At 48.5% G+C, this 14,819-nt stretch carries 7 protein-coding genes; 4 read left to right on the top strand and 3 right to left on the bottom strand.

What is annotated here, in order from left to right:
• The first annotated feature begins 1 nt into the window (after nt 1).
• From NST38_RS29860 to NST38_RS29850, 3 genes are all read left to right on the top strand, one after another.
• Entirely contained in the window at nt 2-700 is a 699-nt protein-coding gene (locus NST38_RS29860; protein ID WP_036671783.1) for a response regulator transcription factor, read from the top strand.
• Nucleotides 701-1,106: 406 nt separating this feature from the next.
• Nucleotides 1,107-1,916 (top strand): septum site-determining protein MinD, encoded by an 810-nt coding sequence (gene minD / locus NST38_RS29855; RefSeq protein WP_036671782.1) that lies wholly within the window; start codon nt 1,107-1,109, stop codon nt 1,914-1,916.
• A 456-nt stretch (nt 1,917-2,372) separates the two neighbouring features.
• Entirely contained in the window at nt 2,373-9,431 is a 7,059-nt protein-coding gene (locus NST38_RS29850) for an InlB B-repeat-containing protein (RefSeq protein ID WP_076252042.1), read from the top strand.
• 73 nt (nt 9,432-9,504) lie between these two features.
• Here NST38_RS29850 and NST38_RS29845 read toward each other — a convergent pair whose 3' ends face one another.
• Together NST38_RS29845 and NST38_RS29840 are read right to left on the bottom strand one after the other, a co-directional pair.
• On the bottom strand, nt 9,505-9,654 hold the full coding sequence (locus NST38_RS29845; RefSeq protein ID WP_076252040.1) for a winged helix-turn-helix transcriptional regulator: 150 nt from the start codon (nt 9,652-9,654) through the stop codon (nt 9,505-9,507).
• A 105-nt stretch (nt 9,655-9,759) separates the two neighbouring features.
• Nucleotides 9,760-11,628 carry an AbfB domain-containing protein gene (locus NST38_RS29840; protein ID WP_076252038.1) on the bottom strand — a complete coding sequence of 623 codons (1,869 nt, stop codon included), beginning with the start codon at nt 11,626-11,628 and terminating at the stop codon, nt 9,760-9,762.
• Nucleotides 11,629-11,873: 245 nt separating this feature from the next.
• Here NST38_RS29840 and NST38_RS29835 point away from each other — a divergent pair, with 245 nt between their 5' ends.
• Entirely contained in the window at nt 11,874-13,286 is a 1,413-nt protein-coding gene (locus NST38_RS29835) for a DKNYY domain-containing protein (RefSeq protein WP_076252036.1), read from the top strand.
• A gap of 79 nt (nt 13,287-13,365) precedes the next feature.
• Here NST38_RS29835 and NST38_RS29830 read toward each other — a convergent pair whose 3' ends face one another.
• Nucleotides 13,366-14,811 carry a DEAD/DEAH box helicase gene (locus tag NST38_RS29830; RefSeq protein ID WP_341344255.1) on the bottom strand — a complete coding sequence of 482 codons (1,446 nt, stop codon included), beginning with the start codon at nt 14,809-14,811 and terminating at the stop codon, nt 13,366-13,368.
• Nucleotides 14,812-14,819: the final 8 nt, after the last annotated feature.

Genomic DNA, 14,819 nt, shown 5'->3' with positions numbered 1-14,819 from the left:
GATGGACACGCACAAAATCATGATCGTTGATGATGATCCTCATATATGCGAGATTGTGCAGGTGTATTGTGATAGGGAGGGATTTGTCTCCACCTGCAGTCATAGCGGGTCAGAAGCGATGGAGCTGCTTGCATCGTTTGAGCCGGATTTAATTATACTGGATATATTGCTGGCTAATGAAAACGGTATTGACTGGTGCAGGAATGCGCGTAATCTCACCAGTGCGCCGATTGTGTTTCTGAGCAGTCAAGAGGAAGACGAAATAAAAATTAGCGCATTATCCTATGGCGGGGACGATTATGTGACCAAGCCGTTCAGTCCGGGAGTGCTCATGGCCAAGATCAAGGCTCACCTTCGCAGAGTGTCGACGGGTAGAAGGGAACAACTGCTGGAGTTACCGGGTTTGACACTGGATTTCTACACGCAGTCCGTCAACATGGGAAGTACATCTATCTCTTTATCGAAAAAAGAATTCAGTCTGCTGTCCTATATGGCACAAAACGTGAATCGTGTCGTCAGTGTCGATACGTTGTTTCAAATCATCTGGGGAATGGAAAGTCTGGAGGATACGAGAACGGTTGCTGTACATATCAGTAATTTACGCAAAAAAATTGAGTCTGACCCTGCCGACCCCGAGCGAATCATTACGGTTCGGGGGAGTGGATATATGCTGGTTTCTAACAGTACGTCACAAGCATGAATATAGCAGTAAGGGTAGTCTATTATAAATGGGAAAATGGCGTTGGAGCAGTATCTGACGCTATTGGCCCATTTTTTGTTCTTTCCACTAGCTTCGTAATCGACTCAAGATATTGAATCCCTCAACACCAGTCTGCGCTTTTCCATCCTCGTCAAAATGATGTGCCATCTCTCCGAAAAATTAAACGATCCAATACGCACGGATTTAAAGTTTTCTTTAGATTTCTCAAGTAGGATAATCCATCATGATAAAATCACTGTGGTCGATATAACGACATATTTCATCAAATTGCAACTGATTATTAGCTACGAGGACGTTACATTCAAGCCGGATCAAACGATAATACGTGAAGAAATGGTTGTCTTGCTGTCCCGCATTAGTACTTGAAGAGAAGGAAGTGGCTCCGATGGCACGAGTTATATGTATCACATCAGGGAAAGGCGGAGTTGGCAAGACAACGGTCACGGCTAATCTCGGGACTGCCCTTGCCTTATCGGGGAGCAGCGTTTGCCTGATCGACGCTGATTTTGGATTGAGAAATCTGGATATTCCGCTTGGTTTGAGTAATAGGGTAAGGTATCATATTTCTGATTTTCTGACGGGTCGATGTGCTTTACATCAAGTGATCGTCAAAGATAAGCGAATCAGTACCTTGTCCTTTATCTCCTGTAGTAACGACACGGTGCATCACGATGATCCGCAAGTTTTTGGCGAGGTTGTACAGCAAATAGCCCAGAACTATGATTATGTGCTGATCGATTCGCCGGCAGGCATTGAAAATGGATTCTGGAATGCGGCTTTGGCAGCAGGTGAGGCTATTGTCGTTACTACGCCTCATCGTACATCGCTTCAGGACGCGGATCGCGTAATCGGATTATTAGAAGATATGATTCCGGCTCCGCCACAGCTCATCATTAATATGGCCGACGGACAGGAAGCCCGTTCGGCAACGGTAAAGATGCAGGATATTATCGATATTCTCAATATCGGTGTGATTGGCGTGATCCATGCCGATGTAGAAATTATACGTTCCGTACATAAGGGCATCCCGATTGCGCTTAATCCTGAGTTTGAAAGCGGGCTGCGCTTCAGGCATATCGCCCACAATGTGGCGAAGAATCAGCAGGAGCCTTTTATCTCATTGAAACCCAAGAGGCATATTAGTGTTTTTTCACTTCCTCCAAGACTGCGTTGGGGGAAGAGCAGTTCGTTATAGTCGCTTCTGGTAGATGAATCGTTGAGAAGAGAATCATCTGGAATGGACTGCAGACGAGCTAAAGAATTCATGAAAGAGTGGTGTGGGAGTTACCTTCCCTACGCCGCTATTTTTTGATGTCATTGATGTTCTCACTTGCGAGTAGTTGCTTACTTAAAGTTTTCTTTATAATTCACAAGCGCCCCTATCTCGCATGATAAAATACGGAAGAAAAAACGACATAATTTGCTGTGTCGGTGTCACAATTCGACTGCGACTGATCAGGAAGGTCGGTGAACGAATTCAATCTGTAAATTTTTTTCGCTTGATCTCCGCGTGTCGAGCGAACTGACTTGCAGGAGACCAATGATCCCGATCTGGGTCAGTGGTATCCGCTATTAGTCTGGCTTTGTTGATTAGCTTGATTAGAAACCAATTTTGGATGGTCTTAGTTTGATCTATACATAGAAGGGATGAATGAAAGTGAAGAAAGTAAGACAGGGATGGAAGGTGAGCCGGCAGATCCTAATGTGGATGCTGGTGATCAGCTTAATAGTTTCTGCCGTGCCCCTATTACCAGCGCAATCGGCAGTAGCGGCTGAACTGCCGATGCAGATGACAAAAGTAACCACATCCACTGGATTCCAGGATGTGAGTCCCACCGACTGGTTCTATGATGCAGTCGTCCATGTGCAGGAGAAGGGCATATTCAGCGGAACGAACGCGAGTAGCTTCTCTCCTAAGGGGACAATGACACGTGCCATGTATGTAACGGCACTTGGACGGATGGCCGGAGTCGATGCGGGGGCGTACTCTACTTCGAGCTTTGCCGATGTACAGGCGGGCAGCTGGTATGCGCCATATGTCGAATGGGCGGTTAAGAAGGGAATTACCGATGGCACAGGAGATTGGAAATATTCGCCGGATGCTACCGTATCTCGGGAGCAAATGGCGACGATGACGTTGCGGTATTTCGAAAGCGAACAGATCCCTTATCAGACCGAGAATCCGGTCACGACAGAACCGGGCGATCTCGGGGATGTATCGCCTTGGGCGGCTGATGCGGTCATCAAGCTGTGGCAAGCCGGTGTGTTCACAGGGGACGAAAAGGGGAACTTCAATCCGCGTGCGCAAGCGACTCGCGCGGAAGCAGCGGTTCTCTTCATGCGCAACAACGCGGTTGTAGAGGCGTGGAATAATCAGAATCAAACGCCGGTTACGCCTGCTCCGACACCGATACCAACACCAACACCAACGCCATCAGCAGGTGGTAATAGTGGCGGCGGAACGTCTGGAGGCAGCGGAGGCGGTAACACCGGTGAGGCTACATATACACTCACCTTCGAGAGCAACGGAGGTACGCCAGTCACTGCACAGAAGGTGCGGAAAGGGCAAGTGCTAAGTGCTCTGCCTGCCCCAACAAAGGAAGGTTACATTTTCCAAGGGTGGTTTGTGGATAGTGATCTTTCACTTATCTTCGCAAGTGGCACTACCTTGACTGCGGATACGAAGTTGTATGCGAAGTATACCGATAGCATAGATCGTGCCGTACAGAGCGTACCAAGCTATTCGGTACTGGATGTCGCGCCGAACTTCACCATTAAGGTGCAGGATTCATCGGGCAGTCTAACGGAATCCCAGGTCAAAGAGGGGATGACCTTCGTGGATACGGCGAATCCCGAATTCGAAGGGGTTACCGTCTCTGGCGGGAACGGAGTTTTCACGGTATCGTCAGCAGCCGAAAATGGCAAGTTCGTTGAAGGTAACACATATCAACTTACGTTGACGGATGACAGTTTGTCCTTCCAAGGCCAAGACGCGACGACAAGTATTTATGTATTTAGCGTTGCTAAACAAGAAGTCATGAATGTTCCACTCAATCCGAACATGATCTACATTCCGTTCACGGATGTCTCGGATATGGTGATAAATGGAGCAGATGTCGATTCGCCCGCGATTTCAGTCGTTACTACGACGGTAGGCGGCGAAAATGCACTCGCCGAAGTGAATGCGAGTAGTGGAACGTTCAAGTACACCGGAAGCACTGGCACGGTGATTCAAGTTGGTGATACCGTAGCCATCTATGAGGGAATTAGTCCCAAACTGCGCACAGTCGAAACGACTGGTGAAGACGATGGTGATGTGGCCTATGTCCAGATCACGTCAGTAGATGCAAGTGTCTACACTTATGATCACGCAGATGCCAAACAAGTGTTGCTCAAGCCAGATGTGCTACCGGTGAGCGTAGAGGCAGATACGGATGGAGATCCCAGTAACCATTCCATCACGGTCGATCATACCGCGATGAACTACAGCGACGGCCTGTACGAGCCCTTTGGTTTGGATCAACTGACCACGGTCGATGTGGGAGACTTTATCGGGTTCTATGAAGGTGAATTCGCCGAAGAAGGTTCTAAGGTAACCGGTTATGGACGTATTACGTCGATTACGCCTGAGGCAGAGATGGACGTCATTACGTATACCGATGCCACCATTGAAGATATTGAAAATGTCTTCAACATCTATCAGAAGCAAGCAATTGATGGCGAAGATCTGTTTTCGAAAGAACAGATTGCACAGCTCGAAGAGCAAATTGAGCAGCAAGCGAGAGACAGCGGATTCGTCAATGAAGCCGCGGATTATCTGTCTGACATCGCCATGGAGACAAAGGAAATTCAGGAGATCAAGGCTCAGTCCTCCCTAGCGTCCGGTAAAGGGAGCCGGGTAAGTGTGGAGAAGCTGACCGTTGTTGCTTCACTCGGCACGAGGCTGAAGAATATTGACGGCCGAACCTCAGGCGTAAGCGCTACATTACAAGTGGGTGCCGATATTGTTGTCAATATCAATGAAGACAGCGATCTTGTCATCCATATGACGGGTACATTCGTGCAGGAGATGAGCCTAGACCTCGGTATCAATGGGGATATGAAAGGGCACTGGCTGAAAAAGTGGGGAATTCCTTACTGGTACAGCATTGATGATTATGTAATTACGGCGAATCTGGATGCTTATAGCTATACCGGGATGAACATCACGGCAGAGATAGCTCTCGTCGAACACGATAAGTTAAATGATGCACTGAATGACTGGGTGGGCGAGAAGAACGCAGGCAGGTTGGGAAAGGTTCAGAACATTGCGACACAGATTAAAGCGGTAATGGCGGGTGTGCAGGATACTGCCGTAGATGCGGAATCGTTGAAGGAAAAGTATCAAGAGATGTTGGAGCAAGACACGGAGTGGGTTCCGTTAATCAAGAAAGAGCTTTTTGAAAAGAGCGTACGCGTGGCTTTAGGTATTGTGGAAGTCAAATTTGAAGCGGAGTTTGTGGTCAGCGCCCAGGTGAACCTGACGGTGGGGGCAGATTTCTACTATAAGATGGCGAAGCGCTACTCGGTTAGCTTGCGCGTATTGAGTTTCAGTGGTTCGAGCAATACGGTCAGCTTGCCGGGAGACGGAGATTACCAATTTACCTTCTATGTGATGGGGACGATCGGTTTACGAGCTGGTATTCATATGGAGGTCAAAGCGGGGATTGGAAGCGTCAAGTTGAATAGTATCGGGCTTGCTGTAGAACCCGGTGTGTATGTGAATCTTTGGGGCTACTTCTATTATCAATTGAAAAATATTAGCGGGGTGAAGACCACGAAGTCTTTAGGTGCCCTGTTCGTCGAGATTGGGATCTATTTGGAGGTCGAACTCGGCGCTCAATTAGGAGATGGAGCGCTTTCCGGCGGCGTGGAGCTGGTCGATGAAGAGTGGCCACTGTATACGATTGGAGAAGAACAGAACGTCTACGACTTCGCCTATCCACAGGATAAGTCGCTCAAAGTGAACATGGCGGGTTCTGCGTCATCCATCGCTGTACCGGAGTTGTGGGTCACGATGAATACCTTTGATTTGAAGACAGGCGATACGGATGAACAGGCGTATGATCGCTCGAATTTCGATATTCAGGTGGACAATCCAAACTTCAAGTATGACGCAGCAAACGGGATGATTGAAGTGGTGGACAAGAACATTCAGGTGAGTGATGGCAATCTGGTTATCACCTGGAAGGGGGCACCGGCGTCGTTCATGTCCGAGCCACTCAAGCGTACGATTCAGTTAAGCTGGCTTGCCAGAGTGGGTGACTACATCCTTCAGCTGGATCCACAGAACAGCGGAGTGACCCAGGTTGTGGCGGCTCCTTATAACGCGCCAATCAGTGTGGTCACCCCGGTATATCCAGGATACACCTTTGACGGCTGGTATACGGCCGCTTCCGGCGGCACGAAGATCACGATTCCGAACCGAATGGGTGCGGAGGATCGGAAACTGTACGCGCACTGGATTGCGAACAAGAATACGCCGTATACGGTTGAGTATTATGTGCTAGACCCGAACAGCAGAATACAGGCTCCGCCTGTGGATACTGAAAATAGGACTGGAACAACGGACACAGAGATTCGAATCAGCTCCGACAGGTTTAAGGAGCAGGGCTATGCGACCGGAACGGTAAGCGGCGTATTAATCAAGGGAGACGGCTCGACAGTCGTAAGAGTTAATTACTATCCGGAGAATCGAAAGATGACCTTCGTTGGGGGTTATGCCGGTGCGCCCCAAATCTCGCTAACGGAAGCCGTTGGCAAGAACATTGCTGCTCGTATACCTGTGCCGACAAGGCAGGGATATACGTTTGCCGGTTGGTCGCCAGAAGCTCCAAGTACAATGCCGATTGAGGATACTACGTATACAGCGAAGTGGACGGGGAGAGAGGGTACGCCTTATCAGGTCGTGTACTTGCTGCAAAATATCGGAAGTGACACCTATACGGTTGCAGATACGGAATCGTATCGTGGAGTTACGGGTACCGAGGCGAATTTGGCGGATGTCAAGCCGAGATCCTATGATGGCTTCGTGCGGGACGACAGCATTTCGGTACTGACGGATCTAATCACGAGCAACGGCAAAACGGCGTTGAAGGTATATTATAAGCGTGATGTATACCAAATGACGGTTGATTATAACGGTTCTGGGGCAACAAATAAAACGGATAATGTTCCTTTCGGAGCGACGATGCTGTTGCGTCTAGGCACTCCGACATGGCAGGGATATAGCTTTACGGGTTGGTCGCCAACGCCTCCGACCACGATGCCTGCTGAAGATGTCCAGTTTACCGCTCAGTGGGCAATTAACGACTACACTGTAAATTTCGACAGTAACGGTGGGTCCGAAGAAGTGCCGGCTCAGACTGTAGGGTTTGGCGCCACGATTAGTACGCCGACTGAACCGACGAAAGATGGTTATGTATTCGGCGGTTGGTACAGTGATAACACGTTGACGAATGCTTACGACTTCGCTACAGCGGTGACGGCGGATCTCACACTGTATGCGAAGTGGCTGATCCCTTACACGATAAGCTTCGAGAGTAATGAAGGGTCGGTAGTAGATGCCCAAACAGTGAATGAAGGCGTCAAGGCTATGGCTCCTGCCCCTCCGACGAAAGACGGCTATGTGTTTAGCGGCTGGTACAGCGATAGTGAGCTAATGAACGCCTACAATTTCACGACTATGGTGGTTACGGGAGACCTGACATTGTACGCGAAGTGGACGGTATATGTACCGATTACCTACACTGTAACTTTCGAGAGTAACGGCGGATCGTTGGTCACAGAACAGACTGTGAATGAAGGTGCCGTGGCTACTGCTCCTGGCGCTCCGATGCTGGAAGGGTATACGTTCGATGGCTGGTATAGCGATAGCGAATTGATGATACCTTATGGTTTCACAGAAGGTGTAATTGCCAATGTGATGCTGTACGGGAAGTGGACAAAGAACAGCTACACAGTGAGCTTCAACAGTAACAACGGATCGTCGGTGAGCAGTCAGTCCGTGAGTGAAGGTGACACGGCAGTAGTTCCTGACGCACCGACCCGTGCAGGGCATGTATTTGAAGGCTGGTATAGCGATGCTGGTCTGAATGAATCTTACAGCTTCATGACACCTGTGATGAATAACCTCACATTGTACGCGAAGTGGACGGCTATATATACGGTCACCTTCAACAGTAACGGCGGATCACTGGTGGCTGAACAGAATATGCAAACCGGCGGTAATGCTACGGAGCCTGCCGTACCGACGAGGGAGGGTTACGTGTTTAACGGTTGGTACAGCGACGCTGGACTGAATGAAGCCTACAGCTTCACGACATCGGTGACGGGTAACCTCACGCTGTACGCGAAGTGGACATTTAACAGCCGCACGGTGGACTTTGACAGTAACGGTGGAGCAGCAGTAGGTAGTCAGACGGTGGTTACTGGCGACAAAGCTGTGGCACCTGCTGCGCTGAAGTGGGCAGGGTATCGATTTGAAGGTTGGTACAGCGATCGCGATCTGGAGATCGCCTACGACTTCATGACGCCGGTGACGTCAAACATCACCCTGTACGCGAAGTGGACGATGACATCGTGGCTGCAAGTAGGTGACTTGTTGGATTTGAATAGTAAGTCCAATGTCATCTTCGACAGTCAAGGAACTCCTTACGTGGCTTATATAAAGGACAATTACGAAGTGTTTGTGATGCAATTTAAGGGAGGCAAGTGGCAGTCCTTTGGCAATCAAAGCGATCTTGAAAAAGCGGGAGGATTAGGGAGCTCAGCTATATCGCTCGGAATAGACAGTAAGGACAAGCTTTATGTTGCTTATAAGAATAGCTCAGGTAAAGTAAGCTTTAAGAATTATAATGATGAACATAAGTGGTGGAGACCAGTATCTACTATCTCTGATTTCAGTTGGAATGATGGAAAGACGAGCAGAAAAGTGGATAAAGTTAATGATAGCTTCTTCATTACCTTCGATAAGGATGATAATCCTTTTCTGATGTTTAGAGGTATTTTGGCCGGTAATGCTGCGGAACCGTCAATGCTTATGTCATGGAGTTATCATGAAGGTAGTGGATGGAAACAAGAAGCGAGACTAGAGGCATTCGCAGGTCTAAGAGCCTTCCTCGCACCATTACCAAACAACGGCATGTATTTATTTGCTCCATTCAGGTTAACTGGTACCCCTGTGGCAACAGGATATAGCTTGGTAGATGGATCATGGAAACAATTGGATCGTAAAGCATATCTAATAACTGCGAATATGGATGCTGCATCCGCGCTTGATCCATCTGGCGTACCTTATATGATCTATCTCAGCAGCTCCAACGTTGTTGAAATGTGGAAATATCCGCACACCATTCCGTCAGAAGATACAGCATGGGAGAAGGTGAGTACTCCCGAATTCTTGGTCGGTTCATCTCAAGAAGGAAGCATAGATATGGCCTTTGACAGCGAAGGAACGCCTTACGTTGCTTATCGAGATGCAGCAGACGGCAACAGGGTGACTGTGATGAAATACGAGAATTTGGATTGGAGACCCGTAGGGTCTGCCGGATTCTCCGCTGGTGATGTTCTTCAGCTAGACATCACCATAGACAGCACCGATAACATCTATGTGAGTTATAAGGAACAAGGTAAAATGAACGTGATGAAGTTTGATCCTAATTTCAAATAACTTGGATAGATCAGACTGGCAGAAGAGCCTACTCCCATCGGAGTAGGCTTTTTTGCATATATTACATAACTCACTATATTTCATGCAGCGTTTGTGTCTCTGGGACGTTATGCACACCCCATTTGCAGATTTCCTCCAGAATGGGCATTAGACTTTTATCTCGGTGGGTTAAGTAATACTCCACTTTGGGCGGGGTTTGATCGTACTTAACTCGTTTTATCACACCTTCACGTTAACCGCTTCTTCAGTTTTGAACCCTGAAAAACGGCCTTTCCCGAGATCTAAATTGTAGATGTAGATGGCTCATCCTCATCTCCAATTATCTTGCTTAGAAATTGGTTCGCCCAAACGTGGCATCACTCTTCACTGTTGAGCTGCTGGATGCATTGATGGCATCGAGCTGTAACACGTAGTCATAATGACGGATGTAATATCCGGGCTGACTGTACGATTGAAGGGATACTTTGGTGCTATCAGCCCAACCAGGACTGCTTAGGAACGTAGCATCTCCCTTATAGGCGGCGGTGTTGGCGTAAGCTTCAAGTACAATTTTGTTGCTGGCATTACGCTTCAGAAAGTAGCCTGGGAAGTTAATGGACTCAAGCGAGATTCCTGTGGAGCTGACAAGACCCGGTACGACGCGGAACTGGGAATCCAGAACAGGGGAGACGTTGGCATCCACCCGAGCGGTGTAATTGGCATGACGGATGTATCGATCCGGAACGTTGTGTGAACTGAACTGGCTGAACCCTGTGGCTTCTGGTGTTGCAGGACCCAACATTTTGACCTCGTGCAGGGTTGGGGTGTACCAGTTCCCCGGATTATTCCACAAGACGGCGTTCACCATATTGATCCGTACATAACGGGCAGTGAAATGCACGGCATCCGTGGTGAAGCCATAGGTCAGATTATTGGTGCGATCCAAGGTGGAGTAATTGACACCATCGTTGCTAATTTCAATTTTGTATTTGTAGTACCCTTCGGAACCTTTATACATAAACCAGGACGTGTCGATCTCGGTGATCGTCTTTGGTGTGCCGAAGTCCACCTGCCACCAGGCAGGCCAGCTATTGGAGGAAGCCACCCATGAAGTCTGGTAGTTGCCATCATTGACACTGGATGCAGATGAGCCGGAGGCTGTGGAGCTGGCGGTAGCTGTTTTGCCTTGGGCATGATTGACGAGAGGAGGCGGTGTTACCACACCCGTTACTGCATCGATATTCCACGTTGTATACCACTCCAGTGATGCGGTTCCGTTCGAATCATTCAAGGTTAGCGGCAGCCAGATATGTTTGTGCTCTCCGAGGTTCATCGGATTCCAGCGATCCCCCATGTAGATGTAGGATGTGGAGTTGCTGCCTGTAATCGTAGCAATATCATGAATCTGCGAGCCGAAGGCAGATGGATTGCCATATGGCGTAAGCGCAGTCCATGGACCCGTCATGGAAGTTGCTGTAGCATAAGCACCCTGATTCGGATACCAGCCAGCGGCTTGGGAGGTGAAGAGGTAGTAACGGTTGCCTTTTTTCACAACAGCAGGCGCTTCACGATAGGCGTTCTCGAACAGCCAGCCCTCGAAGGATTGTATTCCCGTATAACTTGCATTCATTTTAAAAATAGCCATCGTATCATTGGCACCGCCATTCTTGCGGGAAGCAGTAACCAGATAACCCGTGCCATCTGTATCGACAAAGACGGTCATGTCACGGGATTCATAATCCAGCGGTCGGAAGCTGCCTTCATAGGTGAATTTGCCATTCGGGGTATTGCTTGTTGCGACCGCTACACGCCCGAGGTTGTAGTCCGTTCCATTCTCATAGTGTGCCCAGAGCACATACTGGTTGGTGGAGGCGTTATAGATGACTTTGGGGCGTTCAATTTTGCTGGAGGCCAGCTCGGTTGCGGAATCTTTTGTCAGAATGGCGTTGCTGAAAGTCCAGTTCTTCAGATCAGTGGAGGTGTAGACGTTCACGCTGTCGAACTTGCCGCCCACCGCATGTTCACCATACAGATAATACGTCGAGCCTACCTGCAGAATGTTGCCACTGTTCGCATGGATGGGGTTACCTGCGGTGTCGAGCCAATCGGTACCGTTGGTTATCGTGACACTTGCTGCGCTTGTTCGTTCAGGATGAAGTCCAACCAGGGTGAACGTGAGTGCAAAGACCAGAAACCAGATGGCTTTCCTGTTACCCATTACATACACCTCCCGAAAGATATCAGATTAAATGTAGCGCTTTCATTTATATTTTAGTTGGGTCAGACTCTTTTTCAAGTGAACAATCCATCCATTGCTGAACAAACCTTCATTTCATCGTGGCTGAGCGGTGAGAGCGGAGGAAATATTCCTAAATATCAAGTACGATTATGTAGAGTGGATCAAATACACACGTTAAAATAAAGCTAGACTGAATTCACATCATGGTTGGAGGGTGGACCGTCATGAACAAGTTTATTGTAGATGAAGACCTTCAGGTGATATTGCATAATGACGAGGATGGAACGAACACTCCGATTAAGGGAGGCATTACTGCTCAGGATTTTGAAGTCATCTCTACCTATCAAAAGGGATGGTTGACCTTCGCCTATCTGCGTGATCGTCAGGGAATATGGTGGTTCAATGCCCGCAAGAATAAGGCGAGTTTGTTCAGTCGGGATACGGAAGCTTTTCGTGTGATCGATGAAGATTACTGCTTCGACTCTCAGTATGTCTATCTGGAAGATCAGGTCGTGCCTGACTCCGATCCGAGCAGCTTTCGGCTGTTGCCGGATACGCCTTACTTTGCTCAGGACCAACGTTATTTATATGTAAAGAGCAGCACGCATTTTCATCTATTTGAGGATATTGATACGAATGCTGTGATTGCTCATCACGACTATTGCACCGACAAGGACCATCTGTTCCATCTGTCCAGTTCTCTTCGCTATGCGAATGGGGAAAAGGATGAGGTGAGGGCATGGCTGCAAGAACATCATCCCGACGTACATGGCTGGTGGCATGCGAATTATGCCCACAGTGCAGAGGGCGCTATGCAAATCAGAGGCAATTGGTATGAGACGGCGTCGTCCATTTTTTATAGAACAGAATGGGGCCGTACCCCACATCGAGAAGCAAAAGCGGTATTCAACCTTGTTCGTGGAGCAGACAGGTCTACCTTTGAACCGCTTGATGAGCAGTTTGCACGGGACCGGGAACGTGTTTATTTTCAGTGGCGTACTGTAAAAGGAGCAGACCCGGATACGTTCGAGCCGCTAGGTGGACCTTTTGGTCGTGACCGCAATCATGTGTATTACAACGGATACCGTGTCGACGAGGCAGATGCTCAGCATTTTGTAGCGTTTGCCGGGACGGAGCATCTTGGACTTTCCATGGATCAGCAACATGTGTATCGTGCGGAGGTTGTTCGGACAAGTCAGCCCTTCGGTCATCCTGACGATGTGCTTCAGATCATTAAGGGGGCTGACGCAGCGACGTTTGAGTTAATAACACCTTCCGGCAGTTGGGCGGTGGATGCCAATCGTGTGTATCTATGGGGTAAACCGAATAAACATATCGATCGAGCCAGCTTTACACATCTATTTGATGCTGATCCCCAGAGTTGGGCAATGGACCAGAAGGGTCTGTATAATGCCAATGGCAACCGTACGGTAAAAGGTATCAACGGAAGTACATTTGTCATGCTGAATCAATATTGGGGCAAAGACGACCGTGTGGTGTTCAGTTTTGTGACGGGTGGGGTTTATAAGTCGGGAGATGCAGCGACGTTTATGGTTACGGATGATATCGGGGGCGCCGAAGATGCGCTATTTCGGTATACGGTGGAAGGCGGTACAGTGCGGAAAAAGAAGAGGTAATGAAAAAAGGGATGGTAGACTTAGAAAAGAGTCCACTATCCCTGTTTGAATTCCTAGTTATTTGACCGTGTTTACCAAACTATTTATGACCTTTGCGAACCTTGAGCTGCATCTTTTTGATCGTTATGTTTTGCATGAGCTCCAGTACGAGAGGGCCTTTGCCGTTCAGGATCTCTACATCCGTCACATTATCCAGAATCGTAATGATCCCGATGTCGTCTGCGGTTACCCCTTCAAGCTTGGCGATGGTACCTACAAAGTCTACGGCGCGAAGTTTCTTCTTCTTGCCTCCGTTGAAGTTCAGCTTCATGATCTGTTGGTTCAGCTGTTCACGCTTGTCCTTTTTACGTTCAGGAACGATCTTCAATCTTTTCTCAAAATCTTCTCTGCGGCGATCTACAGCTTCCTCGGAAGGAGCCTTCACGACAGGGATTTCGAATCCGATATAGGATTCAATCTCAGCCAGACGTCTGCCATCTTTCGGTGTAATCAACGTAATGGCTTTACCTGTTTTGCCTGCGCGACCCGTACGGCCTGTACGGTGAACATAGCCCTCTTTTTCCAAAGGAATATCGTAGTTGATGACATGAGTAATATTTGTGATATCAATACCACGTGCGGCTACATCTGTCGCGATCAGATAACGGAATTGTCCCCGTCGGAATGCGTTCATCACTTCGATCCGCTCATCCTGCTCCATACCACCATGGATACGATCTGCTGGGTAGTCCAGGTCAGCCATGACCCGGAACAGTTTATCCACATTCTCCTGCGTACGGCAGAACACAATGCAGCTATCCGGATTTTCCACAATGAACAAGTCCTGAAGCAGTGCGGTTTTGTTCACCTCTGGTACGTTAATCACAGCATGTTCAATCGTGGCTGTTGTCAGTCCACTTGCCTTGATCTCGATCTCTACCGGTTTGTTCATGTATTTGCGTGACAGCTTGGCTACATCTTCAGGGAATGTAGCGGAGAACAACATCGTTACTCGCTCCTGCGGCAGTTTCTGAATGATTGCCTGTACCGTCTCGATAAAGCCCATATTCAGCATCTCATCAGCCTCGTCAATAACGAGATAAGCGATCCGTTCGAGTGGCAGCGTGCCACGTTCGATATGATCCAGAACCCGGCCCGGCGTACCAACAGCCACGTGGGTTCTTTGTTTTAACTCCGCTTTTTGGATATGGAAAGGGGACTGTCCGTATAGTGCGGTTGCTTTAATACGCTTAAAGCGCCCGATATTCGTAATATCTTCATTAACCTGCAAAGCCAGTTCGCGGGTTGGGGTAAGAATCAAAGCCTGTGGCTTATTCTCATTCCAATCCACCAGCTCGCAGAGCGGAATGCCGTAAGCAGCTGTTTTACCACTACCTGTCTGTGATTTGACCACAAGATCCTGATTCTCTAGTGCTACCGGAATAACTTTGGTTTGAACCTCGGTTGGTGTCTCATAGCCCAGACTGTCCAGTGCTTTTACGATCTCTTCACCAAGTCCATAATCTTTAAATTGTTGCTTGCTCATCGTTTACC

Source organism: Paenibacillus sp. FSL H8-0104 (assembly GCF_038050215.1).
In the GTDB taxonomy this organism is placed as follows: Bacteria; Bacillota; Bacilli; order Paenibacillales; family Paenibacillaceae; genus Paenibacillus; species Paenibacillus amylolyticus.
Note: the sequence above shows the minus strand (reverse complement) of the source record. Positions and strands in the feature narration are given on the sequence as shown.

Bases quoted from the DNA above. Each gene is read 5' to 3' on its own strand.
- NST38_RS29850 (WP_076252042.1), top strand. From the start codon at position 2,373: ATGAAAGTGAAGAAAGTAAGACAGGGATGGAAGGTGAGCCGGCAGATC.
- minD (WP_036671782.1), top strand. From the start codon at position 1,107: ATGGCACGAGTTATATGTATCACATCAGGGAAAGGCGGAGTTGGCAAG.
- NST38_RS29840 (WP_076252038.1), bottom strand. From the start codon at position 11,628: ATGGGTAACAGGAAAGCCATCTGGTTTCTGGTCTTTGCACTCACGTTC.
- NST38_RS29830 (WP_341344255.1), bottom strand. From the start codon at position 14,811: ATGAGCAAGCAACAATTTAAAGATTATGGACTTGGTGAAGAGATCGTA.
- NST38_RS29835 (WP_076252036.1), top strand. From the start codon at position 11,874: ATGAACAAGTTTATTGTAGATGAAGACCTTCAGGTGATATTGCATAAT.
- NST38_RS29860 (WP_036671783.1), top strand. From the start codon at position 2: ATGGACACGCACAAAATCATGATCGTTGATGATGATCCTCATATATGC.